We start from the raw sequence: 24,728 nt of genomic DNA, 5'->3' as shown, positions 1-24,728 counted from the left end.
TTACACCCCATACCCCATCATCTTCAACAGCTGCTGCGCATGCTGCACTGCATCCTGACGGTGCGCCACGCCCAGCTTCTGATACAGATTACGAATATGCGTTTTGATGGTGGTTGCCGCCACCGCCAGCTCACCGGCAATCTGCTCATTGCTGTAGCCTGAATAGATAAGCCCCAGCACCTGCCATTCGCGCTGCGTCAGCGGGCTGGTACGAATAAGCTCAGGCACTTCCGGATGATTCAGTAAGCGTTCAACGAAGTTCTCGTCGAAGTGGGCGAACTTGTGGCGATGGTGCTGGTTAATCTCGCGCAGAATACGCTGGGCGCGGTGCTGATCCAGCTCCGGCAGCGTGTTGAGCTGAATAAGCTGACGCAGCTGCTGGGCCATCACTTCACCTTCAATCACAAAGTGACTGATAAACCCGGTGCGGTTTGCCAGCTGTAACGCCTCCAGCAGCACGCGCTGGGCATCATTTTTACGCCCGGCCTGCCAGTAGAGCTGGTTAAGCAGCAGCAGGTTACGGTTGAGATCGCTCATCAGGCGCAGACTGCGGGCGTTCTCGTTCAGCTCTTCCAGCACAATCTCAGCAGGCTCGAACTCACCCAGCAGGATCTGCGCGCGGGCAATATTCCTCCACTGGCTTTGCAGGAAGTGGTTATTGGCAAACTCCGGTTTTGGCGTCTGGCGCAGCCAGTTAGCGGCGGATTTCTTATCACCCGTCATCTGCCAGTAAATCACCCGCACCTTATCGGCGTTCGAAACCCAGTCGCTGTGGTACTGACCATTGCCGAGCAGATTTTCCAGACGGTTCAGGTGGTTGCGGGCATTATCCAGATCCCCGCGCGCCAGCGAGCACTGTACCAGCAGCGCCAGGCACTGCAGCTGTTGCTGCGGCTGGAAGCCAGAGAGCACTTCCACACCCTGACGGGCACAGCTCTCGGCCTCATCCAGGCGCGACCACGCCCACAGAAGCTGGGCGCGAATACGCAACAGGAACTCGTGCATTGGCAGTTGTTCCAGATGCTGCTCGCGGATCAGCTGGAACGCTTTTTCCTGATTCTCCCAGGCTGCCTGCAGGAACCCCTGAGCAAATAAGATTTCGCTTTGCTGGATCAGGCTCCACAGGGCGTAATGCCAGACATCATGACGGCGGGCCATCTGTTCGGTTTGTTGCATCAACGACAGGGAGCGCGTCAGCTCACCCTTGCAGTGGAGTACCTCGCCATGTACCGAGGTCGCCACAATGCGGCTGTAGAAGTTGGCCAGCGGCAGCTCATCCAGCGCGACCATCGCCAGCCGCTCAGCCTCTTCCGGATCGCCATCGTTGATCGCAACCTGTGCCCGCAGGGCGTTAAATTCGCCATGCAGGGTGGTATCCATATCGCTTTCCATCTCCTGCTCGGCACGCGCCAGCAGGGTATTCACTTCGCTGTAGCGGTGCTGGCTTTGCATCAGCCAGGCCTGCAGCAGCACCAGACGCGGGTTCTCCAGCAGGCTCTCCCATGGCAGCGCTTTCAGCGACTCTTCCAGCAGCGTCAGTTCGCTGTGGTTAAACAATCCCCACGCGTGGTTGAGGAGGATATCGCGCAGCATGCTGGCATCACCGGCGGCGAGCGCATGGTGAATGGCCTCGCTCGGGAAGCCCTGCGCCATCCAGCTCTCGGCGGCGGCACGGTGGATTTCCGGCAGCTCAGTCGCCAGCTCCCACTGGCAACGCTGGCGCAGGAAACTGCCAAACAGCGGGTGATAGCTGAACCATTCGCCGGGATCGTCCATCCGCGTCAGGAACAGCCCCTGGCGTTCAATCTCTTCAAGCTGCAGCTGCCCGTTTTCGCAGCCGGTCACGCGCACAATCAGGGCGTCGTTCATGGAACGCAGCAGGGAGCTTTTCAGCAGGAAATTACGGGTCGAAGGATCGACACTGTTCAGCACCTCATCCACCAGGTAGTCAGAAAGGTGGCTGGCGTTGATCCCCGCAAGACGACGTGCAGACTGATGCGCCGGGCTGTTGTTTTGCCGGGCGGAGAGGGCAATCAGCTGCAGCGCTGTCGCCCAGCCGGCGACATCATCGCACAGGCGGCTGCTTTCGGCGGCCTCAATCGGTGAGTTCAGGCGGCAGTCGAAGAACTGTTTGGCTTCCTGATGGGTAAAGGCCAGCTGTTGGCTACCGACTTCCAGCAGCTGGTCGCGCACGCGCAGGTTGGCAATACCCAGCTGCGGCAGGTTACGCGACAGCACCACCAGGGTCAGGTTTTCCGGCTGATGACGCAGGAAAAAGCGCATGGACTCATGGATCACCGGGTTGGTGATCAGATGGTAATCATCAATGACCACGTAAAGCGGGCGATGCCACTCGGCCAGTTCGATAAACAGCTGAGAGAAAAGGGAAGACAGGCTGGCGTACTGGCGCTTTTGCACCATCACTTCGCTGGCCACGCAGTGCCCGTTGGTGGCCTGCTGAATAGCGGCAATCAGATAGCTGGCAAAACGTTCTTGCTGGTTGTCACCCTCATCAAGGGAGTACCAGCCAAGATCACTCTTACCCGCGGCCCATTGCGAAATGAGCGTTGTTTTTCCATAACCTGCAGGGCTCGTAACCAGCGCCAGTCGGAAATTATGCGCGCCGGAAAGTTTAGCCAGCAGACGCTCGCGGACCACTGTATGGTCAAGACGAACCGGGCGACTTAATTTAGACGGAATCAACATAGGTTTCACTTCACTGTGGGGAACGAGAGAATTTATTTTTTTTGCGCTTCGTAATTAATAGATATAAGGTCGGCCAGAAAGGGAACTATTGCAAGTTATGTCTGGATTTGGTGGCTCTGAATTTGCACTCTGTCACAAAACATTCAGACAGATGATGGAACTTTCTGGAAAGGGCTGTAATGCCGCGTCAACGCTGGCTTGTATGGCTGTGCTGCGGCTACGCTGAAACTGGTTTCAGAAAGGTATAGTGACGTCAAATTTAATAAACACGGGGTAAAGTTTAGTGAAATTAATAATCTTCTTCGTTCTGACCCGATTGCAGAAATATTATTCTACGTAAGTAATCATTTCAGCGCGTTTTAATTTCACCCGAAACTGCATTTCATTTTCCTGACACGCTTCCCGGTTATCTTTTTATCTTCCTGACACACTCCGACTATGCTCTCAGAGTGGCCTCGATCACACTTTTATGCTCATCCCCGCTACTCCTCCCTGCCTAATCCCCTGCGGGAGGAGGAAGAGGAGAAATGAGCCAGGCACACTAGCGCCAACTTGTGTTTTCTTTCTAAAGGATGCCGATCCCCTATGTCACAGCCTACCTTCAACAAAGCTCAATTCCAGGCTGCCCTGACGCGTCAGTGGCAGCGTTTTGGCCTTCATGCTGCAAACGAGATGACGCCTCACCAGTGGTGGCAGGCGGTGAGCGGTGCGCTCGCAGAGCAGCTGGATGCTCAACCTCTGGCAAAACCGGTAAAAGGTCAGCGCCACGTCAACTACATCTCAATGGAATTCCTGATCGGTCGTCTGACCGGCAACAACCTGCTGAACCTCGGCTGGTATCAGGAGGTAGGGGATGTGCTGAAAGAACATGACATTAACCTGACCGACCTGCTGGAAGAAGAGATTGACCCGGCGCTGGGCAATGGCGGTCTGGGACGTCTGGCGGCCTGTTTCCTCGATTCGATGGCAACGGTTGGGCAGTCGGCCATTGGTTACGGCCTGAACTATCAATACGGTCTGTTCCGCCAGTCATTTGCAGACGGGCATCAGATGGAAGCGCCGGACGACTGGCACCGTAACACCTACCCGTGGTTCCGCCACAACGCGCAGCTGGATGTGCAGGTGAACATTGGCGGCAAAGTATCAAAACAGGGTCTCTGGGAACCGGCATTTACGTTTATCGGCGAAGCCTGGGACCTGCCGGTGCTTGGTTACCGTAACGGTGTGGCGCAACCGCTGCGTCTGTGGCAGGCGAAGCATGCGCATCCGTTTAACCTGACCAAATTTAACGACGGCGATTTCCTGCGTGCCGAACAGCAGGGCATCGACGCCGAGAAGCTGACCAAAGTGCTCTACCCGAACGACAACCATCTGGCGGGCAAGAAACTGCGTCTGATGCAGCAGTACTTCCAGTGCGCCTGCTCCGTGGCGGATATTCTGCGTCGTCACCACCTGGCGGGCCGCAAGCTGGCACAGCTGCCTGACTTTGAAGTGATTCAGCTTAACGATACGCACCCAACCATTGCGATCCCGGAACTGCTGCGTGTGCTGATCGACGAGCACCAGCTGAGCTGGGATGACGCCTGGGCGATCACCAGCCGCACCTTTGCTTACACCAACCACACCCTGATGCCAGAAGCGCTGGAGTGCTGGGACGAGAAGCTGGTGAAAACGCTGCTGCCGCGCCATATGCAGATCATCAATAAGATCAATGACCAGTTTAAAACGCTGGTGGATAAAACCTGGCCGGGCAACAAAGCGGTCTGGGCGAAGCTGGCCGTGGTGCATGACAAACAGGTGCGCATGGCAAATATGTGCGTGGTGAGCGGCTTTGCGGTGAACGGTGTGGCGGCGCTGCACTCGGATCTGGTGGTGAAAGATCTGTTCCCGGAATATCACCAGCTGTGGCCGACCAAATTCCATAACGTGACCAACGGCATCACGCCGCGTCGCTGGATCAAACAGTGCAACCCGCTGCTGGCCGGTCTGCTGGACAAAACGCTGAAGAAAGAGTGGGCCAACGATCTGGACCAACTGATCAACCTGGAAAAATACGCGGACGACGCGAAATTCCGCGAGCAGTACCGCGCCATCAAGCGGGATAACAAAGTGCGTCTGGCGGCGTTTGTGAAAGCGCGTACCGGTATAGAGATTAACCCGAACGCCATTTTCGACATCCAGATTAAGCGTCTGCACGAATATAAACGTCAGCACCTGAACCTGCTGCATATCCTCGCGCTGTACAAAGAGATCCGCGAGAATCCGCAGGCTGACCGCGTGCCACGCGTGTTCTTGTTCGGCGCGAAAGCGGCACCGGGTTACTACCTGGCGAAAAACATTATCCTCGCCATCAATAAAGTGGCGGCGGCTATCAACAACGATCCGAAAGTGGGCGACAAGCTGAAAGTGGTGTTCCTGCCGGACTACTGCGTCTCTGCCGCAGAGATGCTGATCCCGGCGGCGGATATCTCCGAGCAGATCTCGACCGCGGGTAAAGAAGCGTCCGGTACCGGCAACATGAAGCTGGCGCTGAACGGCGCGCTGACTGTCGGTACGCTCGACGGTGCGAACGTAGAGATTGCCGAGAAGGTCGGAGAAGAGAACATCTTTATCTTTGGTCATACGGTTGAAGAGGTGAAAGCCCTCAAGGCCAAAGGCTACGATCCGGTGAAATGGCGTAAGAAGGACAAAGTGCTGGATGCGGTGCTGAAAGAGCTGGAAAGCGGTAAATACAGCGATGGCGATAAGCACGCGTTTGACCAGATGCTGCACAGCATGAACAAACACGGCGGCGACCCGTATCTGGTGATGGCGGACTTCACGGCCTACGTGGAAGCGCAAAAACAGGTCGACGTGCTGTACCGTGACCAGGAAGCGTGGACCCGGGCGTGCATTCTGAACACCGCCCGCTGCGGAATGTTCAGCTCTGACCGTTCAATCCGTGATTATCAGGCTCGTATCTGGCAGGCAAAACGCTAAGGAAGCGCGATGGAGAGTAAACGTCTGGACAGTGCCGCGCAGGCGGCGGGGATCAGCCTCAGTTACATTAATGCTCACGGCAAACCACAGTCTATTGGCGCCGACACCAAAAGACGTTTGCTGGATGCCATGCACAAAACCGACGCGAAAGCGTCGGCCACGCCGGTACCGAACGTCAAAGTCTTCACTGCGGGCAAGAAGATGTCGCTGGCGGTGGAAGGACGTGGCGAGTTTACCTGGCTGCTGACCACCGAAGAGGGACATCAGCACAAGGGCCACGCCACCGGCGGCAAAGCACTCACCCTTCCGGCGAAGCTGCCGGAGGGTTACCACACCCTAACGCTCACCCAGGACGAACTGCGCTTTCACTGCCGGTTGATCGTGGCGCCAAAACGTTGTTATGAGCCGCAGGCGTTGCTCGAAGGCAAAAAGCTGTGGGGGGCCTGCGTGCAACTCTACACCCTGCGCTCTGACAGCAACTGGGGCATCGGCGATTTTGGTGACCTGAAAAAGATGCTGGCATCGGTGGGGGAGCGCGGTGGCGCGTTTATCGGCCTCAACCCGATCCACGCCCTCTATCCGGCCAACCCGGAGAGCGCCAGCCCGTACAGCCCGTCGTCCCGTCGCTGGCTGAACGTAATTTACATCGACGTGAATGCGTTAGACGATTTCAAAAACAGCCCGGAGGCGCAGGCGTGGTGGGCACTGAGCACCACCCAGCAGGCGCTGAAGCAGGCCCGCGAAGCAGACTGGGTGGACTATTCCACCGTGACGGCGCTGAAGATGGCTGCCCTGCGTCTGGCGTGGAAAGGCTTTTCTCAGCGTGATGATGAAGAGATGGCCGCCTTCCGTCAGTTTGTGGCGCAGGAGGGCGAGAGCCTCTACTGGCAGGCGGCGTTCGATGCGCTGCATGCGTATCAGGTGAAAGAGGACGAAATGCGCTGGGGCTGGCCGGTCTGGCCGGAAGCGTATCAATCCGTCGACACGCCTGAAGTGAAAGCGTTCTGTAAAAAGTACGTCGATGAAGTGGACTTCTACCTGTGGCTGCAGTGGCTGGCGTACAGCCAGTTTGCCGCCTGCTGGCAGGTAAGTCAGGGCTATAAGATGCCGATCGGCCTGTATCGCGACCTGGCCGTTGGCGTGGCAGAAGGCGGGGCGGAAACCTGGTGTGACCGTGAGCTGTACTGCCTGAAGGCCTCCGTAGGCGCACCACCGGATATTCTGGGCCCGCTCGGCCAGAACTGGGGCCTGCCGCCGATGGATCCGCACGTGATGGCGGCGCGTGCCTATGAGCCGTTTATCGACCTGCTGCGCGCCAACATGCAGAACTGTGGTGCGCTGCGTATCGACCACGTGATGTCGGTGCTGCGCCTGTGGTGGATCCCGTACGGTGAAACGGCCGATCACGGGGCGTATGTTCAGTATCCGGTTGACGATCTGCTGTCGATCCTGGCGCTGGAAAGTAAACGTCATCAGTGCATGGTCATCGGCGAAGATCTCGGTACCGTGCCGGTGGAAATCGTCAGCAAGCTCCGCGACAGCGGCGTTTACTCCTATAAAGTGCTCTATTTTGAAAACGACCATGAGAAAACCTTCCGCGCGCCGCAAGCGTACCCGGAACAGTCAATGGCAGTCGCGACGACGCATGACCTTCCTACGCTTCGTGGCTATTGGGAAAGCGGCGATCTGACGCTCGGTAAAACCCTGGGTCTCTATCCCGATGAAGATGTGCTTCGCGGCCTGTATCAGGATCGCGAGCTGGCGAAGCAGGGTCTGCTGGATGCACTGCATAAGCACGGCTGTCTGCCGAAACGCGCCGGGCATAAAGCATCGCTGATGGCGATGACGCCGACGCTCAATCGTGGATTGCAGCGCTACATTGCCGACAGCAACAGCGCCCTGCTGGGCCTGCAGCCGGAAGACTGGATTGATATGGCGGAGCCGGTGAACATCCCGGGCACCAGCTATCAGTACAAGAACTGGCGCCGCAAGTTATCCACCACGCTTGAAATGATGTTTGCCGATGACGGGGTGAACAGGCTGATTAAGGATTTGGATAAGCGCAGAAGGGGGGTGGGTAAGAAGCGGTAGTTTCACCCTCACCCTAACCCTCTCCCAGAGGGAGAGGGAATAGAATATAGGCCGGGTAAGCGTCAGCGCCACCCGGCTTTTTTACATCAAACCACCATATTCAACAGCAGCACCCCGACCAGACCGCACACCGAAATAATGGTTTCCAGCGCGGACCAGGACTTGATGGTTTCACCGATAGTCAGGTTGAAGTACTCCTTGAACAGCCAGAAGCCCGGATCGTTCACGTGAGAGAAAATCACGCTACCGGAACCGACGGCAATAACCATCAGCTCAGGGCTCACTCCTGTCGTAGCAATCAGCGGCGCAACGATACCGCCTGCGGTGATTGCCGCAACGGTTGCAGAACCCAGCGCGATACGCAGAACTGCGGCGATAGACCAGGCCATCAGAAGCGGCGACACGTTGGTTTCATGCATCATGGCCGCGATGTATTTATCCACGCCGCTATCGACCAGCACCTGCTTGAACGCACCGCCACCGCCGATGATCAACAGCATCATGGCAATGATTTTGATGGAAGAGGTCAGCGTGTCGTTGATCTGATCCATGGAACGACCGCGGTTCAGGCCGAAGGTGAACATCGCAATCAGCACCGCAATCAGCGTGGCCATGACCGGGTCGCCGAGGAACTCAGCAACGGACAGGAACGCGTGACCTTTCGGCAGAACCATCTCTGCCACGGCGCGCATCGCCATCAGGATCACCGGGACCAGAGAGGTCCAGACGCTGACGCCAAAGCCAGGCATCTCTTCTTCGGTGAAGGTTTTCGCGCTGTACAGACCTTCCGGAATCGGCTTATCAATGCCTTTCAGGAAGCGGGCATAAACAGGGCCGGCCAGAATCACGGTTGGGATCGCCAGAATCGTACCGAACAGCAGGGTTTTACCCATATCGGCGTGGAAAATGGTGGCGATAGCGGTTGGGCCCGGATGCGGTGGCAGGAAGCCGTGCGTCACGGACAGCGCCGCCGCCATTGGCACACCGACATACAGCAGTGGAATGCTCGCCGCCGCCGCAATGGTGAAGACCAGCGGCAGCATCAGCACGAAGCCCACTTCATAGAACAGTGCGAAACCGACGGTAAAACCGGTTAACACAACTGCCCACTGGATGTTCTTCTTACCAAATTTGTCGATAAGCGTGGTGGCAATACGCTGTGCGCCACCGCAGTCTGCCAGCATTTTGCCGAGCATGGCGCCAAAGCCCATGATCAACGCCAGGCTGCCGAGCGTGCCGCCGACACCCGCTTTAATGGAGCTAATAACTTTGACCAGCGGCATCCCTTGCATCAGACCGACTGCAAGTGCCACCAGAACCAGAGCGATAAACCCGTTCATTTTGAAACGGATCATCAAGAGCAGTAATAACACAACACCGATAGCAACGATGACTAATGGCATGATTTACCTGGCCTTTGAATTGTTATGGGTAACGTCATTGTTTCAACGACACGTTCCGGTTGTCCCAACTGGGAACAGAGTGGTTAACGGCACTAATACTGATACCTTGGAAACTATTTAGTTTAGTCGGCTGTTATGAGTGTGTTTAGTGCCCATGAGAATGATACGGGTAACATGGCGTGATTGAGAATCACCCTGGAGGGCAAAATTTAAATTATGAGACGCAGGTCAACATATAGAGGTAAACGCAAAACGGTAACCATGAGGTTACCGTTTTTTATGTTTTCACCCTCTCCCGCGGGAGAGGGCCGGGGTGAGGGCATCAGACCGCATTGTACTTGTAGGCCCGATAAGCGCAGCGCCACCGGGCAATACAGACGGGCAATGAATCAGTAGTAAGAGTGCTCGCCGCGCTGGTGTTCGGTCAGGTCACGCACGCCTTTCAGTTCCGGGAACTCGTTCAGCAGTTGCTTCTCGATCCCTTCTTTCAGGGTCACATCGACCATGGAACAACCGTTACAGCCGCCGCCAAACTGCAGAATTGCATAGCCTTCGTCGGTGATTTCCATCAGGGAAACGCGACCACCGTGGCCGGCCAGCTGCGGGTTGATCTGGGATTGCAGCAGATACTCTACGCGCTCCATCAGCGGGGCATCGTCAGAGACCTTGCGCATTTTGGCGTTTGGCGCTTTCAGCGTCAGCTGCGAGCCCAGTTGATCGGTGACGAAGTCGATCTCCGCATCTTCAAGATACGGCGCGCTCAGCTCATCAACATAGGCCGTGAGCTGGTCAAATTTAAGGGCAGTGTCAGTTGCTTCCACCGCGTCTGGCGGACAATAGGAGACACCACATTCTGCATTCGGAGTGCCTGGATTGATCACAAACACGCGGATCTGCGTCCCTTCTTCCTGATTTGCCAGCAGTTTGGCAAAGTGCGCTTGTGCAGAATCGGAAATACGGATCATAGCTTTGGCCTAATAGTTGACTAAATTACCTGGGTATAATCATACGCCCATTGGAGAAGGGCTACAAGGTACGGCACAGACACCATACCTGAACCGACGCGGCGCCGCTTTGCAAAAGCAGTCGGGAAAGTTCAGCAACGGTACTGCCTGTGGTGACGACATCATCCACAATCGCGATATGGAGCCCTTTGACGGCGAATTCAAGGCGAAAGGCGTTTTTGAGGTTCCTTTTGCGAAGCCGGGCATTCAGCTGATGCTGAATGGCGGTGGCATGGCGGCGTGTCAGCGCAGCGGCGGGGTACTGACAGCCGAGCCACCGGGCGAGCGGACGGCAGAGCAGGTCGCTCTGGTTGTAGCCACGCCGCCAGTGACGGCGTTGGTATAAGGGCACATTCACCACCATATCCACTTTCGGCAGCGCGCGCGTGCGCCGTGCCTGCAACACCGCCAGCAATAACAGGCGGGCGAGAGGGCGAGCCAGCGCACTCTGGCCGGAAAACTTCAGCGCGTGGATAAGCCTGCTTAACGGTGGAACGTAATCATCAACCGCCACCAGAGCGCTCCACGGCGGTGGTTTTTTCAGGCAACGACCGCAGGGAAACTCTGGGCTGTACGCCGGTAAACCGCACTGTGGACACGTTGTGATGATGCTTGCCAGCGAACGCGTGCAGACAGAACAGACTCCCCACGTGCTCAGCGCAAGCGGCATTCGGCATAGCCAGCACAAGCCGGGCACTGTTAGCATAGGCAACCTCCATGTAAAAAAGAGAACAGTAACTGATGAACACGCTGTGGTGGCAGACCGTCGGGACGGGAAATCGCCATCTTGTGCTGCTGCACGGATGGGGACTGAATGCGGAAGTATGGCATTGCGTAAATGAGGAACTTGCCTCGCATTTCACGCTGCATCTGGTGGATTTACCCGGTTTTGGCCGCAGCCGCGGCTATGGGGCGATGTCGCTTGAAGAGATGGCGCAGCAGGTTCTGGCCGCCGCACCGCAACAGGCCATCTGGCTCGGCTGGAGTCTGGGCGGGCTGGTGGCAAGTGAGGTTGCATTAACGAACCCTGAACGCGTGCAGGCGCTGGTAACGGTGGCCTCGTCGCCGAACTTCAGTGCGCAGGAAGAGTGGCCGGGTATTAAGCCGGACGTACTGAGCAACTTCCAGCGGCAGTTGAGCGAAGATTACCAGCGAACGGTAGAACGCTTCCTGGCCCTGCAGACGATGGGGACGGAGAGCGCCCGTAAGGATGCTCGTCTGCTGAAGCAAACCGTGCTGTCGCTGCCGATGCCGGACGTAGAGGTGCTGAACGGGGGACTCGAGTTACTGAAAACGGTCGACCTGCGTGAGCCGCTGACCGCGCTGGCGCTGCCCCACCTGCGCATTTATGGTTATCTGGATGGGCTGGTTCCACGCAAAGTGGTACCACTGCTGGATGAACTGTGGCCAGAGAGTCAATCGCTGACAATCGCCAAAGCGGCCCATGCGCCGTTTATCTCGCATCCTGCCGAGTTTTGTTCAGCGTTGATCGCCTTCAGTCACGAAGTGCCCACCACTCCCTGAGACAGGCTTTCCCTTCCGGGCAATGTTTACAACTGCCGGACAGACAACCGTCCGGCTCTTCCTGAATACGTATGGCTTTCCCCATCGCTTCCAGTCTTTCCAGCATGGCATCGATCATTGGCTGCGGCGTATGCAGGCTGAGGCTCAGCTGTTTTGCCTCCATACGCCCCTGCAACGCCAGTAAATCACGAACCTGAATCAACGATGCCATGGCTCCCCCTAGTGACAGTCGCCCGCCGGGCTATTGCAGCAGGTCGCGGCGGTTTTACGGTTTGCCAGCAGGTTGATATCGACGCGGCTGCGTGCCCGGCGTAGCAGACCGAGAACGAGCACGTTAAACAGCACAACCGCCAGGATGCAGACCAGGCTGTAGCGCGGATGCTGGCTGAAGTTAACGGTCTGGTAAAAGAGCGTCGCCAGTGAGTAGGCGATGTTTAACCCCCACAGGATGGAGAACCCCATCCAGCCGCGGCTGGACTCACGGGCTATCGCCCCCATCACCGAGATGCACGGAATATAGAGCAGGACAAAGATGAGGTAGCTGTAGGCCGCTGACGCGCTGCCAAATTTCTCGCTCATCACGCCCATGGCACCGGTGGCCATTTCGCCGTCGCCTTTGCTGGCTTCAATCGGGTTCGCCAGTACGCTCAGGCTGAAGGTGTCTTTCAGGCTCTGCCAGGTCTCTTCCACCGCGCCGAGCAGTTCATCACCGAGGTGGAACGCTGCCGGGTTAAACGCTTCTTCCTGGATATTCTCTGCGGTGTACAGCGTGTTCAGGGTGCCGACCACCACCTCTTTTGCCATCGCTCCGGTAAACAGACCAACGGTCGCCTGCCAGTTATCCTCATGCACGCCAATCGGTTTAAACACCGGGGTAATGACGCGGCTGACGGAGGCGAGGGCGGAGTCGTTGATATTATCCGCCGCCTGCCCGCTCAGGGTGAAGCTGTTCAGCGCGCTCAGGAAGATGCTGACGATGACAATCACTTTACCGGCGCGCAGCACAAAACCTTTCAGGCGCTGCCAGGTCTGGATCGCCAGGCTTTTCAGATGCGGCACGTGATACACCGGCAGTTCCATCACAAACGGTGACGCTTCCCCGCGCATGATGGTGTGTTTAAGCATGAGCCCGGTCAGGATCGCCATCACGATGCCCAGCACATACAGCGAGAAGACCGCCAGTGCTCCTTGCTGACCAAAGAAGGCCGCGGCGAAGACCGCAAAGATAGCCAGTCGCGCTCCGCAGGACATAAATGGCGCCATCATGATGGTCATCAGACGTTCGCGGGGGGCATCAAGCGTGCGCGCACCCATTACCGACGGCACGTTACAGCCGAAGCCGACAATCAGCGGGACGAAGGATTTACCCGGCAGGCCCAGGGCCTGCATCAGGCGATCCATCACGAAGGCCGCGCGGGCCATGTACCCGGAGTCCTCAAGGAACGACAGGAACAGGTACATCATGCCGATTTGCGGTACCAGCGGCAGAACGGTGTTGATACCACCACCGATCCCCTGGGCGAGGAAAATGGTCAGCCATTCCGGGAAGTGCAGGGTGTAACCCAGCCACTGAATGCCGTGGACAAATATCGCCACCGAACCGGCATCGAACACAGGCTGTAGTGCGCCGCCGATGTTAATGGCGAGCAGGAACATCAGGTACATCACCAGTAAAAAGATCGGCAAACCGAGGAAGCGGTTAAGCACAATCTTGTCCACGGCGGCCGTAAAGCGGCTTGGCTCGGCCGTCAGGGCGTTACTGACCACGTCACAAATGGCGGAGATGGCCTGATAGCGCGCGTCGGCGATGTGCAGGGCCGGGTCATCGAGCTCATCGCTCAGACGCGCCAGCGCCACGTCCAGTTTGTCGGCGGCATGGCCCGCATAGGCGCGGCTGTAGATATCGCCTTCCAGCATCTGCAGGCCGAGCCACAGGCGCTGTCTGGCGGGCATGCTGTTGTCCATCTCCTGCGCCAGCAGACCGGCTTCGCGCAGCAGCGGTTGCGCATAGTGCACCAGCTCAACGTCGGCGTTGCCCGCGTGGCGGTCAATGGCCAGCTTCAGCGCGTCAATTCCGCGGGCACGGGTAGAAACCAGCGGCACTACCGGGCAGCCCAGACGCGCGGAGAGGGCATCGACGTCGATACGCAGCTTTTGTTTCTCTGCGATGTCGAGCATGTTGAGCGCCACAATGCAGGGGATCCCCAGCTCAAGCAATTGCAGCGTCAGATAGAGGTTACGCTCCAGGTTAGACGCATCGACCACGTTGATTAACAGGTCCGCATCGCCACTCAGAATATAGTGACAGGCAATCTGCTCATCGAGCGAGGTTTGTGACGAAATGGTGGTTAAGGAGTAGGTGCCGGGCAGATCCACCAGGGTGACCTGATTGTCTGTCGTGGTGAACTGGCCTTCTTTACGTTCTACCGTTACGCCCGCCCAGTTACCCACACGCTGGCGTGCACCGGTGAGCTGGTTAAATAACGTTGTCTTGCCGGAATTAGGATTGCCAATTAAGCCAATAGTTAATTTTTTCATTGTTTTCGACTCACTGAAACCGCTGGCTTGTTATTGGGATAAGGCTTCGACTTCAATTAATGCGAGGTCTTTTTTACGCAGTACCAGATTCACACGTCGGGTTTCGATATGAACAGGATCCCCTAACGGGGCCACGCGCACCACCTGGAATGACGAGCCGGGGAGCATGCCCAGCGACAGCAGCTTTTGCCGATAGGCCGGGCTAATTTCGCGGGTAAAACCGGTAATTTTCCATGCACTGTCTGGAGTGAATTGCATAATGCCTGATTCCACGGAAGGTTAAATTATCTACTATGGGATGATAATGAGAATAGTTTTTATCAGCAATATGAAAACTGTGACGGAATGTTGTTGAGCGTATTAATTTACGGCCTGTTTGACCTTGCTCAATATTTGCTGAATTACGGGGCAGGGAATAATAAATGTATTTGTTAACGGAGTGATAAATGGTGGTTTAAATATGGATATGCAATCGGTTTCATCTCTTGCGATATAATTTGTCCTCTCACCCCGGCCCTCTCCCCAAGGGAGAGGGTTAGGGTGAGGGGCATTTACAACCTTAGCGTTTCTTACCCATCGCGGCCGCCAGCGCATCCATCATCGCGCTGTTGCCCGCAGGCTGCGCATCACGTCCGCGTGGCTTCGCGCCTTTGGCGGCCGGGCGCTGCTGCTCACGGCCACCGCCGTTACTGCCGCGGCGCGCGTTGGTTTCACCTGGCTGTTCGTCCAGACGCATGGTCAGCGCGATGCGCTTGCGCTGCAGGTCCACTTCCAGCACTTTCACCTTCACGATGTCGCCCGCTTTGACCACGGTATGCGGGTCTTCAACAAACTTGTCGGCGAGGGAAGAGATATGGACCAGACCGTCCTGATGCACGCCGATATCCACAAACGCGCCAAAGTTGGTGACGTTGGTGACCGCACCTTCCAGCACCATGCCGGGCAGCAGGTCGTTCATGGTCTCCACGCCGTCAGCAAAGGTCGCGGTTTTAAACTCAGGACGCGGATCGCGGCCCGGTTTTTCCAGCTCTTTGATGATGTCGGTCACGGTCGGCACGCCGAACTGCTCGTCGGTGAAATCGACCGCTTTCAGGTTGCGCAGCGCGTTGCTGTCGCCCATCAGGTCTTTGAGTGCCTGCTGGGTCGCTGCCAGTATGCGCTCAACCACCGGGTAGGCTTCCGGATGAACGGTTGACGCATCCAGCGGGTTATCGCCGTGGTTGATGCGCAGGAAGCCCGCACACTGCTCAAACGCTTTCGGCCCCAGACGGCTTACCTTCAGCAACTGCTGGCGGTTCTGGAACTGACCGTTCTCATCACGCCAGGCAACGATGTTCTGCGCCATCATGCGGGTTAAGCCTGCCACGCGGGTCAGCAGAGGAACGGAGGCGGTGTTCAGGTCCACGCCCACGGCGTTTACGCAATCTTCCACCACCGCATCCAGCTTACGCGCCAGCTGCGTCTGGCTCACGTCGTGCTGATACTGGCCCACACCGATGGATTTCGGGTCGATCTTCACCAGTTCCGCCAGCGGATCCTGCAGACGACGGGCGATAGAGACCGCACCGCGCAGGGAGACGTCCAGGTCCGGGAACTCCTGGGCCGCCAGCTCTGACGCAGAATAGACGGACGCCCCGGCCTCGCTGACGATCACTTTCTGCGCCGTCACTTTCGGGAACTGTTTCTGAACGTCGAGGTAGAAACGTTCGGTTTCGCGGGAGGCCGTACCGTTGCCGATAGCCACCAGCTCAACGTTATATTTCTCGCACAGCGCGGCCACCACTACAGCGGCCTTCGCCGCCTGACCGGTATGCGGGTAAATGGTGTCGGTTGCCACCAGCTTGCCGGTGCCGTCAACCACCGCCACTTTTACGCCGGTACGCAGACCCGGATCGAGACCCATGGTCGCACGCAGGCCAGCAGGTGCGGCCATCAGCAGGTCATGCAGGTTACGGGCAAAGACGTTGATTGCTTCGTCTTCAGCGCGCTCGCGCACGGTGCCCATCAGTTCGGTTTCGAGGTGCATCAGCACCTTAATGCGCCACGTCCAGCTCACCACGCCTTTACGCCAGCTGTCTGCCGGGGCGTTATTCAGGCGCAGGCCGAGGTGGTCGGTGATGATCTGCTCGCAGTGGCTCTCTTTTGGCGGCTCATCAAACTGCGGGTCGGCGTTGAGAGAGAGCTGCAGCACGCCTTCATTACGGCCGCGGAACATGGCCAGTGCACGGTGAGAAGGCACGGTTGAAATCGGTTCGTGGTGATCGAAGTAGTCGCGGAATTTCGCGCCTTCCTCTTCTTTGCCTGCCACCACGGTAGAGACGATGTGGGCGTTCTTCCACAGATAATCACGCACACGGGAGAGCAGGGCGGCATCCTCGGAGAAGCGCTCCATCAGAATGTAGCGTGCGCCATCAAGGGCCGCTTTGGTGTCTGCCACGCCTTTGTCAGCGTCGATAAATTTGGCCGCTTCGGTTTCCGGGTCGTGTGACGGTTCGTTCCACAGCAGCTCGGCCAGCGGCTCCAGACCTGCTTCAATTGCAATCTGCCCGCGCGTACGGCGCTTCGGTTTATACGGCAGATAGAGGTCTTCGAGTTCGGTTTTACTCAGGGTGCCGTTAATGGCCTTTTCCAGATCGCTGGTCAGTTTGCCCTGTTCGCCGATGGATTTGAGGATTGCCTGACGGCGGTCTTCCAGTTCGCGGAGGTAGCCCAGACGGGTCTCCAGGTTACGCAGCTGCGTGTCATCCAGACCGCCGGTGACTTCCTTACGATAACGTGCAATAAACGGCACGGTGTTCCCTTCATCAAGCAGGCGAACGGCAGCTTCTACCTGTTCGGCTCTGGCCTGAAGTTCACCCGCAATAATGCGGCAGAGCGAATCTTTCATCATGGCTTTATCATCTGTTGAGTCGAAAAAATCAGGGGATAGTTATACGGGCTGACACGGCAAAATGCCAGCCGTGGAGGGCGCTCTCGGACTATTTTACGTAGGTGATCTCGTTCACGTACCAGCTCGCTTCTCCGGCCGGGGTCTGGACGACGGCTAAATCACCCACCTCCTTTTTCAGCAGCGCGCGGGCCATCGGCGAGTCGATGGAGATGTAATCCTTACGGCCAAAAATTTCGTCGTACCCGACAATGCGAAAGCGCAGGGTATTGCCATCATCATTCTCGATCTCAACCCACGCGCCGAAGAACACTTTGCCCTCCTGCTGCGGCGAATAATCGACAATTTTAAGATTTTCGAGACATTTGGTCAGATAGCGTACCCGGCGGTCGATCTCACGCAGCCGCTTCTTGTTGTACTGGTAGTCAGCATTTTCGCTGCGGTCGCCCAGGCTTGCCGCCCAGGTCACTTTTTTGGTCACTTCCGGACGCTCTTCGCGCCACAGGTAATCCATCTCTTTTTTGAGTTTTTCGTACCCTTCGCGGGTGATCAGGGGCGTTTTCATACTGTGACCTTCAGACTCGACTTCATTGCAAACATTGCGCACATTACGTATCACGTAGTCTATCAGACAGCGTTAATAATCATTTATGTGATGAATTGTGCAGATAAGCTGCTGTTAAATATGCTTTGTAACAATTTCGACTAGAATTTATACCAGAATTCGCTGGTCGAACCCGTGCACTTTTTTAGAATACGCTGTTATTAGACTATCCGAACCTTTGGGAGTACACACAATGCAAGAGAACTACAAAATTCTGGTCGTGGATGACGACATGCGCCTGCGTGCGCTGCTGGAACGTTATCTGACCGAGCAGGGCTTCCAGGTTCGTAGCGTCGCGAACGCTGAGCAGATGGACCGCCTGCTGACCCGTGAATCCTTCCATCTGATGGTCCTCGACCTGATGCTGCCGGGCGAAGACGGGCTCTCTATTTGCCGCCGACTGCGCAGCCAGAGCAACCCCATGCCAATCATTATGGTGACGGCGAAAGGGGAAGAGGTTGACCGTATCGTGGGCCTCGAAATCGGCGCTGACGACTACATTCCTAAACCGTTTAACCCGCGTGAACTGCTGGCGCGTATTCGTGCCGTGCTGCGCCGTCAGGCGAACGAACTGCCAGGCGCACCGTCGCAGGAAGAAGCGGTGATTGCGTTCGGGAAGTTCAAGCTGAACCTCGGTACGCGTGAGATGTTCCGTGAAGACGAGCCAATGCCGCTCACCAGCGGCGAGTTCGCGGTACTGAAAGCGCTGGTCAGCCACCCGCGTGAGCCCCTCTCCCGTGACAAGCTGATGAACCTGGCGCGTGGCCGCGAATATTCCGCAATGGAACGCTCCATCGACGTGCAGATCTCTCGTCTGCGCCGCATGGTGGAAGAAGATCCGGCGCATCCTCGTTATATTCAGACCGTGTGGGGTCTGGGCTACGTGTTCGTCCCGGACGGCGCTAAAGCATGAGGCGAATGCGCTTCTCACCGCGAAGCTCGTTTGCCCGTACCCTGCTTTTGATTGTCACCCTGCTGTTTGTCAGCCTGGTGACAACCTACCTGGTGGTGCTGAACTTTGCGATCCTGCCGAGCCTTCAGCAGTTTAATAAGGTCCTGGCGTACGAAGTGCGTATGCTGATGACCGATAAACTGCAGCTGGAGGACGGCACGCAGTTAGTGGTTCCTCCGGCGTTTCGCCGTGAAATCTACCGTGAACTGGGCATTTCGCTCTACTCGAATGAAGCGGCGGAAGACGCGGGTCTGCGCTGGGCACAGCACTATGAATTCCTCAGCCAGCAGATGGCACAGCAGCTGGGTGGCCCGACGGAAGTGCGTGTTGAGGTCAACAAAAGCTCGCCTGTCGTCTGGCTGAAAACCTGGCTGTCACCCAATATCTGGGTGCGCGTTCCGCTGACAGAAATCCACCAGGGCGACTTCTCGCCGCTGTTCCGCTACACCCTTGCCATCATGCTGTTAGCGATAGGCGGCGCGTGGCTGTTTATCCGTATACAGAACCGACCGCTGGTCGACCTGGAGCACGCAGCGCTGCAGGTCGGTAAAGGCATTATTCCTCCGCCGCTGCGTGAATATGGCGCATCGGAGGTGCGTTCGGTGACGCGCGCGTTTAATCATATGGCGGCTGGCGTCAAACAGCTGGCGGATGACCGTACGCTGCTGATGGCGGGCGTTAGCCATGATCTGCGTACGCCACTCACGCGTATCCGCCTGGCGACGGAGATGATGGGCGAAGAGGACGGTTATCTCGCCGAGTCCATCAACAAGGATATCGAAGAGTGTAACGCCATCATTGAGCAGTTTATTGACTACCTGCGTACCGGGCAGGAGATGCCGATGGAGATGGCTGACCTGAACGCGGTGCTGGGCGAAGTGGTGGCGGCAGAGAGCGGCTACGAGCGCGAGATTGAGACTGACCTTCAGGCCGGTGAGATTCAGGTTCGCATGCATCCGCTCTCCATCAAGCGCGCGGTGGCGAACATGGTGGTGAATGCGGCCCGCTACGGTAATGGCTGGATTAAAGTCAGCAGCGGATCGGAACTTAACCGCGCCTGGTTCCAGGTGGAAGATGACGGTCCGGGTATCAAGCCCGAGCAGCGTAAGCATCTGTTCCAGCCGTTTGTGCGCGGCGACAGCGCGCGCAGCACCAGCGGAACCGGTTTAGGCCTGGCGATTGTGCAGCGTATTGTTGATAACCATAACGGTTTGCTGGAGATTGGTACCAGCGAGCGGGGTGGGTTGAGCATTCGCGCCTGGTTGCCGGTGCCGGTGACGCGGGGGCAGGTGAAAGAGGGTTAATCGGGGTGCGGCCTGATGCCCTACCCCGGCCCTCTCCCACGGGGAGAGGGAGAAACCATTAAAAAAGGCAACTTTCGTTGCCTTTTTGCTTTTACCTACAGCTTCGGTCCCGCACTCACCAGCGCTTCACCCGCCGGGGTATCGGTATACTTCTCGAAGTTCTCAATAAACAGCTTCGCCAGCGTTTCCGCTTTCTCACGCCACTGTTCCGGGGATCCATAGGTGTTACGCGGGTCAAGGATATGCGTATCCACGCCCGGCAGCGCCGTTGGAATAGCCAGATCAAACATCGGCAGGGTGAAGGTTTCAGCGTTATCCAGAGAACCATCCAGAATGGCGTCGATAATGGCGCGGGTATCTTTGATGGAGATACGCTTGCCGGTACCGTTCCAGCCGGTGTTAACCAGGTACGCCTGCGCCCCGGAGGCCTGCATGCGTTTTACCAGCACTTCTGCGTACTGCGTCGGGTGCAGCGACAGGAAGGCCGCGCCGAAGCAGGCGGAGAAAGTTGGGGTTGGCTCCGTCACGCCGCGCTCGGTGCCCGCCAGTTTGGCGGTAAAACCGGAGAGGAAGTGATACTGCGTCTGGCTGGCGGTCAGGCGGGAAACCGGCGGCAGCACGCCGAACGCATCCGCCGTCAGGAAAATCACCTTCGTCGCATGACCCGCTTTCGACACCGGCTTCACAATGTTGTCGATGTGGTAGATCGGGTAGGAAACGCGGGTGTTTTCGGTTTTGGATGCGTCGTCGAAGTCGATAGATCCGTCGGCACGTACGGTGACGTTTTCCAGCAGCGCATCGCGGCGGATGGCATGGAAGATATCCGGCTCAGCTTCTTCAGACAGACGGATGGTCTTCGCGTAGCAACCGCCTTCGAAGTTAAACACGCCGTCGTCATCCCAGCCGTGCTCGTCATCCCCAATCAGACGACGTTTTGGATCGGTAGACAGGGTGGTTTTACCGGTGCCGGACAGGCCGAAGAACACCGCTACATCCCCTTTTTCACCGACGTTCGCTGAGCAGTGCATGGAGGCGATACCGCGCAGCGGCAGCAGGTAGTTCATGACCGAGAACATCCCTTTCTTCATCTCGCCGCCGTACCAGGTACCGCCAATCAGCTGGATACGCTCGGTCAGGTTAAAGGCGATAAAGTTCTCGGAGTTCAGGCCCTGCTCTTGCCACTGTGGGTTGGTGCATTTGGCACCGTTCATCACGATGAAATCGGGTTTGAACGTCTGCAGCTCTTCGTCGGTTGGACGAATAAACATGTTTTTCACGAAATGCGCCTGCCAGGCCACTTCGGTGATAAAACGCACGGAAAGACGGGTGTCGGCGTTAGCGCCGCAGAAAGCGTCGACAATGAACAGACGCTTGCCGGAAAGTTGCTGGGTGACGAGCCCTTTCAGATGCTGCCAGGTTTCCGGGGAGAGCGGTTTGTTATCGTTCTTCCCTTTGCCCTTGTCAGCCCACCACAGCGTGTCGCGGGTGGTTTCGTCTCGGACGATATACTTATCTTTCGGCGAACGACCGGTAAAGATACCGGTATCGACGGCGATAGCACCAAGGTTAGTCAACACACCTCGCTCGTATCCTTCCAGTGCTGGATTGAGCTCTTCCTGATACAGCGTATCGTAATCGGGGTTGTAGACGATTTCCTGGACGTCGTGAATACCATAAGCCTTGAGATCTTGCGGGGTTAAACCAGTAACACGCATATCACTGCTCCTTAGCCAATATGTACTGCCTGAAATTGTAGGGTTTTTCTGAGGTTGTTAACCGCGACGGGGCTCATAGATTTACGTATCTGGTCAAAACCCTTACTAACGGAAAACGCTGCGACTCCAGTCACAGGGCAGGCGGATTATCGCAGGAATCACTTTTTTGTTGGGGAAAATGTTCCGAAAAGGTTAATGGCTGGTGATTTTATCGGAAAGAATGTGAATGTAATCGCATACACGTAAGAAAATTACGTAAGGGTTACAGTATGAAAACGATTCATGTCATTCGCGGATTGATGAAACAATACGCTTTTCTGGAAAAGGGATGAGAGATGGAAAACAGTGAAACGTTATCCCCTTCAACGCGCCTGGCCGTCGTGCTGGTGGGTGCTTTACAGGGACTAATTTGCTACGGGATCAGTGAGTACATCGCGTATGCGAAATTGCCATCCGATACGGTGTGGTCGTTGTGCGTGATGCCTGCAACGGTGGCGATGACCGCCACTGTCGCGCTTTCCGTGACGTCATTCAGAAAACCGTTACTCTGGCTGGCGCTCGCGATCGTTGGCGCTGTTGTCGCCGGGATGGGCGCCTGGCTTAAGTGGAGCGTATCGGGGCTTGAACACTGGGAAATCAAAGAAGCCGTACTCGTCTGGGGCTTTCATCTTCTGTTGATGATGCTATTGATGTTGCCATGGCTGCAAAGGCGTCTGTCGCCTGAGACGACGGCCTCGTTCTACAGTGATTTTTACGATAAGCACTGGCACAACGCGCTGACTGTACTGACTATTTTTATCTCCAACGGCCTCTTCTGGCTGGTGCTTTTCCTCTGGGCTGAACTCTTCAAACTCATTGGCATTCAGTTTTTTGATCGCCTTTTCTTCCAGTCTGACTGGTTTATTTCAGTGGCGATTGGCGTGGTTTCTGCCAGTGTCGCCGTACTGGCGCGCATGCAGGTGCGCTTGATGCGCGCATTACAAAACCTGCTTACCCTGATCGCCACCGGCCTGTTACCTCTGATGGCGGCCTTAGCGCTGCTGTTTATTGGCGCATTGCCCATGATGGGCTTTGAGGCCATTTCCGCACGGATATCCGCGGCGGGCCTGCTGACCGCCTTAGCGCTACTGCTCCTTTTTCTGGTGACGATTGTCTGGCATCCGCAGCGTCAGACGCTACCTTACTATGCGCTTCTCAACGGGATGGTTCGTCTCGCCATCGCTATCGTTCCCACCTATCCGGTGTTAGCAGGGTGGGCGTTATGGCTGCGCATTTCGCAATATGGCTGGTCACCGGAACGTCTCTATGGCGTGCTCATTACGCTGGTGGCGCTGGTCTGGGCGGTAGGATTTTGCATAAGCGTTGTCTTCACCCGCCGCGAAGCGCAAAAGCTGCAGGCTTACGTTATCCCGGTAACGGGATTACTTGCGCTTACTCTTCTTATTCTGGTTCATACGCCGGTGCTTGATCCGTGGCGTATCAGCGTTGAAAGCCACATGTCCCGTTATCATGACGGGCGCATCAACGCGGATCAGGTCAGCCTGTATATGCTCAGCAACAGCGGGCGTAAGGGACGCGAGGCGATGCAGACGCTGCAATACGATCGGCAGTTTATGGCTGAGCCAAAGCGCCAGCGTGAGCTGTACGGCCTTCTCAGCGGAAATCGGGACGGAGCAGGGAAGATGACAGTCGCAGTGCTTGAGAAACAGATCCAGCTCGCACCGGGTACGTCTCGACCCGACAAGGGGTTGTGGCAGGCGATGCTGAATAACCAGTACCGATTTGATTCCTGCAGCCGCGAGCGGAAAACCTGTTTACTGATGTCGCTGGATCTGAACGGCGACGGCAAGCCTGAAGCGGTGATTTATCAGTTTAGCGACCGCACGATTGTGGTGTACACGCAAACCCGTACCGGCTGGAAGCTGGCAGGCGATACCTGGAAAATGCCTGATGGTTTATCACGGGAAGAGCTGGAACGCGCAGTGCAGCAGGGGAAGGTGAAACCCGTTGTGAAGCCGTGGGCAGATATTCAGATCTTCGGGGAACGCGTAGAGATAAATTACGATAATGCGCTGGTGCGTTAACAAAACGGCTCCTTGCGGAGCCGTTGCTTTATGATCAGTGGACCTGCGGATCCGCCGGAGAGGCGTTGTTGCGGATCTCAGCGATATCCATCGAATTGAACACATAGTGCGTACCGCAGTAGTCACAGTGCATATCGATTTCACCGTCTTCAGCCATAATGCTGTCGATCTCTTCATCCGGCAGGGTTTTCAGTGCGCCAGCGCAGCGTTCGCGTGAGCAGGTACACTTAAACTCCACGGCCTGCGGATCGTAAACCGTCACCTCTTCTTCATGATACAGACGCCACAGCACATCGGTCGCCGACAGGTTGAACAGCTCTTCCGCCTTGATGGTTTCGGTCAGCGTCGCCAGGTGCTCAAAATCATTGGTCTGCGCATCCTGTGCAGGCAGAACCTGCAGCAGCATACCGCCTGCAGCGGGTTGACCGTCTACTTCACCGGTACGGATGAACAGGCGAGTTGGCAGCTGTTCGGAACGCATGAAGTAATCTTCCAGGCAGGCGGCCAGGGTATCGCCTTCCAGACCGACCACGCCCTGATAGCGTTCACCTTCTTCCGGGGAGATGGTGATCACCAGGTAGCCATTACCCACCAGTGTTTTCAGGTCGGCATTGTCAGGAACGTCGCCCTGAACGCGCGCGACGCCGCGCATCTGCTGCTGATTGTTACCATTGATCACGGCCAGCGACATCGGGCCATCACCCTGCAGCTGCACGGTGATATCACCAGCAAACTTCAGCGTGGCGGTCAGCAGGCTGGTGGCAACCAGCAGTTCGCCCAACAGGGTTTTCACCGGCAGCGGGTAGTTGTGGTTTTCCAGAATCTGTTTCCAGGTTTCGGATACGGTGACCAGCTCGCCACGCACGGCGAATTGTTCAAACAGATAGCGGTGTAATTGGTCGTGTTGGGCCATAATAGTCTCTCGTGCAGGTGAGGG

General features: G+C 56.7%; 17 protein-coding genes. 6 read left to right on the top strand and 11 right to left on the bottom strand.

Annotated features, from left to right (window positions below):
- Entirely contained in the window at positions 1-2,706 is a 2,706-nt protein-coding gene (gene malT, locus ACTJJI_RS19500) for an HTH-type transcriptional regulator MalT (RefSeq protein WP_046889450.1), read from the bottom strand.
- Between the two features lie 585 nt (positions 2,707-3,291).
- Here malT and malP point away from each other — a divergent pair.
- A complete protein-coding gene (gene malP / locus ACTJJI_RS19495; RefSeq protein ID WP_118283877.1) occupies positions 3,292-5,685 on the top strand; it encodes a maltodextrin phosphorylase in 2,394 nt (797 codons plus the stop codon).
- A gap of 9 nt (positions 5,686-5,694) precedes the next feature.
- Positions 5,695-7,776, top strand: coding sequence for a 4-alpha-glucanotransferase (malQ, locus tag ACTJJI_RS19490; protein ID WP_440655248.1), 2,082 nt, complete (start codon positions 5,695-5,697; stop codon positions 7,774-7,776).
- 86 nt (positions 7,777-7,862) lie between these two features.
- On the opposite strand, the gene gntT is transcribed toward malQ, so the two are convergent.
- The 3 genes from gntT to gntX form a co-directional block, all read right to left on the bottom strand.
- Positions 7,863-9,179, bottom strand: a complete 1,317-nt coding sequence (gntT, locus tag ACTJJI_RS19485) for a gluconate transporter (RefSeq protein ID WP_013099097.1) — start codon at positions 9,177-9,179, stop codon at positions 7,863-7,865.
- Between the two features lie 389 nt (positions 9,180-9,568).
- Positions 9,569-10,144, bottom strand: a complete 576-nt coding sequence (gene nfuA, locus ACTJJI_RS19480) for a Fe-S biogenesis protein NfuA (protein ID WP_013099096.1) — start codon at positions 10,142-10,144, stop codon at positions 9,569-9,571.
- 61 nt (positions 10,145-10,205) lie between these two features.
- Positions 10,206-10,889, bottom strand: coding sequence for a DNA utilization protein GntX (gntX, locus tag ACTJJI_RS19475; protein ID WP_440655245.1), 684 nt, complete (start codon positions 10,887-10,889; stop codon positions 10,206-10,208).
- A gap of 35 nt (positions 10,890-10,924) precedes the next feature.
- Between gntX and bioH the strand changes: the two genes are divergently transcribed.
- Complete coding sequence (bioH, locus tag ACTJJI_RS19470) at positions 10,925-11,707, top strand: pimeloyl-ACP methyl ester esterase BioH (RefSeq protein ID WP_440655243.1); 783 nt, start codon at positions 10,925-10,927, stop codon at positions 11,705-11,707.
- Here bioH and feoC read toward each other — a convergent pair.
- The 5 genes from feoC to greB all read right to left on the bottom strand — a co-directional run bounded on the left by feoC (position 11,679) and on the right by greB (position 17,697).
- Positions 11,679-11,918 carry a [Fe-S]-dependent transcriptional repressor FeoC gene (gene feoC / locus ACTJJI_RS19465; protein ID WP_013099093.1) on the bottom strand — a complete coding sequence of 80 codons (240 nt, stop codon included), beginning with the start codon at positions 11,916-11,918 and terminating at the stop codon, positions 11,679-11,681. The two genes, bioH and feoC, sit on opposite strands and share 29 nt — an antisense overlap.
- Positions 11,919-11,926: 8 nt before the next feature.
- The gene (feoB, locus tag ACTJJI_RS19460; RefSeq protein WP_440655241.1) at positions 11,927-14,245 is read right to left on the bottom strand and encodes a Fe(2+) transporter permease subunit FeoB; all 2,319 of its coding nucleotides are present in this window, start codon (positions 14,243-14,245) and stop codon (positions 11,927-11,929) included.
- A 30-nt stretch (positions 14,246-14,275) separates the two neighbouring features.
- Positions 14,276-14,503, bottom strand: a complete 228-nt coding sequence (feoA, locus tag ACTJJI_RS19455; protein WP_010436417.1) for a ferrous iron transporter A — start codon at positions 14,501-14,503, stop codon at positions 14,276-14,278.
- A gap of 301 nt (positions 14,504-14,804) precedes the next feature.
- Positions 14,805-17,135, bottom strand: a complete 2,331-nt coding sequence (locus ACTJJI_RS19450) for a Tex family protein (RefSeq protein WP_046889446.1) — start codon at positions 17,133-17,135, stop codon at positions 14,805-14,807.
- 88 nt (positions 17,136-17,223) lie between these two features.
- Positions 17,224-17,697 carry a transcription elongation factor GreB gene (greB, locus tag ACTJJI_RS19445; RefSeq protein ID WP_013099090.1) on the bottom strand — a complete coding sequence of 158 codons (474 nt, stop codon included), beginning with the start codon at positions 17,695-17,697 and terminating at the stop codon, positions 17,224-17,226.
- A gap of 232 nt (positions 17,698-17,929) precedes the next feature.
- Between greB and ompR the strand changes: the two genes are divergently transcribed.
- Both ompR and envZ read left to right on the top strand, forming a co-directional pair.
- A complete protein-coding gene (ompR, locus tag ACTJJI_RS19440) occupies positions 17,930-18,649 on the top strand; it encodes an osmolarity response regulator transcription factor OmpR (protein ID WP_006177890.1) in 720 nt (239 codons plus the stop codon).
- The gene (gene envZ / locus ACTJJI_RS19435) at positions 18,646-19,992 is read left to right on the top strand and encodes a two-component system sensor histidine kinase EnvZ (protein WP_028027909.1); all 1,347 of its coding nucleotides are present in this window, start codon (positions 18,646-18,648) and stop codon (positions 19,990-19,992) included. The genes ompR and envZ overlap by 4 nt, the downstream gene beginning before the upstream one ends.
- A gap of 95 nt (positions 19,993-20,087) precedes the next feature.
- On the opposite strand, the gene pckA is transcribed toward envZ, so the two are convergent.
- Positions 20,088-21,707, bottom strand: a complete 1,620-nt coding sequence (pckA, locus tag ACTJJI_RS19430) for a phosphoenolpyruvate carboxykinase (ATP) (protein WP_014833557.1) — start codon at positions 21,705-21,707, stop codon at positions 20,088-20,090.
- A gap of 335 nt (positions 21,708-22,042) precedes the next feature.
- On the opposite strand from pckA, the gene ACTJJI_RS19425 reads away from it, so the two are divergent.
- A complete protein-coding gene (locus tag ACTJJI_RS19425; RefSeq protein ID WP_440655237.1) occupies positions 22,043-23,791 on the top strand; it encodes a DUF4153 domain-containing protein in 1,749 nt (582 codons plus the stop codon).
- Positions 23,792-23,825: 34 nt separating this feature from the next.
- Here ACTJJI_RS19425 and hslO read toward each other — a convergent pair whose 3' ends face one another.
- Positions 23,826-24,704 (bottom strand): Hsp33 family molecular chaperone HslO, encoded by an 879-nt coding sequence (gene hslO / locus ACTJJI_RS19420; protein WP_040022722.1) that lies wholly within the window; start codon positions 24,702-24,704, stop codon positions 23,826-23,828.
- Positions 24,705-24,728 lie beyond the last annotated feature (24 nt).

Origin of the sequence: Enterobacter sp. 22466, from assembly GCF_052044775.1 — a bacterium.
Lineage (GTDB): Bacteria > Pseudomonadota > Gammaproteobacteria > Enterobacterales > Enterobacteriaceae > Enterobacter > Enterobacter dissolvens.
The sequence above is the reverse complement of the archived record's forward strand: the minus strand, read 5'-3'. Positions and strand labels throughout refer to the sequence as shown.

Coding starts and splice junctions, on each gene's coding strand:
- nfuA (WP_013099096.1), bottom strand. CDS start 10,144: ATGATCCGTATTTCCGATTCTGCACAAGCGCACTTTGCCAAACTGCTG.
- malQ (WP_440655248.1), top strand. CDS start 5,695: ATGGAGAGTAAACGTCTGGACAGTGCCGCGCAGGCGGCGGGGATCAGC.
- gntX (WP_440655245.1), bottom strand. CDS start 10,889: ATGCTAACAGTGCCCGGCTTGTGCTGGCTATGCCGAATGCCGCTTGCG.
- ompR (WP_006177890.1), top strand. CDS start 17,930: ATGCAAGAGAACTACAAAATTCTGGTCGTGGATGACGACATGCGCCTG.
- feoC (WP_013099093.1), bottom strand. CDS start 11,918: ATGGCATCGTTGATTCAGGTTCGTGATTTACTGGCGTTGCAGGGGCGT.
- malP (WP_118283877.1), top strand. CDS start 3,292: ATGTCACAGCCTACCTTCAACAAAGCTCAATTCCAGGCTGCCCTGACG.
- hslO (WP_040022722.1), bottom strand. CDS start 24,704: ATGGCCCAACACGACCAATTACACCGCTATCTGTTTGAACAATTCGCC.
- ACTJJI_RS19425 (WP_440655237.1), top strand. CDS start 22,043: ATGGAAAACAGTGAAACGTTATCCCCTTCAACGCGCCTGGCCGTCGTG.
- feoA (WP_010436417.1), bottom strand. CDS start 14,503: ATGCAATTCACTCCAGACAGTGCATGGAAAATTACCGGTTTTACCCGC.
- malT (WP_046889450.1), bottom strand. CDS start 2,706: ATGTTGATTCCGTCTAAATTAAGTCGCCCGGTTCGTCTTGACCATACA.
- gntT (WP_013099097.1), bottom strand. CDS start 9,179: ATGCCATTAGTCATCGTTGCTATCGGTGTTGTGTTATTACTGCTCTTG.
- ACTJJI_RS19450 (WP_046889446.1), bottom strand. CDS start 17,135: ATGATGAAAGATTCGCTCTGCCGCATTATTGCGGGTGAACTTCAGGCC.
- envZ (WP_028027909.1), top strand. CDS start 18,646: ATGAGGCGAATGCGCTTCTCACCGCGAAGCTCGTTTGCCCGTACCCTG.
- pckA (WP_014833557.1), bottom strand. CDS start 21,707: ATGCGTGTTACTGGTTTAACCCCGCAAGATCTCAAGGCTTATGGTATT.
- bioH (WP_440655243.1), top strand. CDS start 10,925: ATGAACACGCTGTGGTGGCAGACCGTCGGGACGGGAAATCGCCATCTT.
- feoB (WP_440655241.1), bottom strand. CDS start 14,245: ATGAAAAAATTAACTATTGGCTTAATTGGCAATCCTAATTCCGGCAAG.
- greB (WP_013099090.1), bottom strand. CDS start 17,697: ATGAAAACGCCCCTGATCACCCGCGAAGGGTACGAAAAACTCAAAAAA.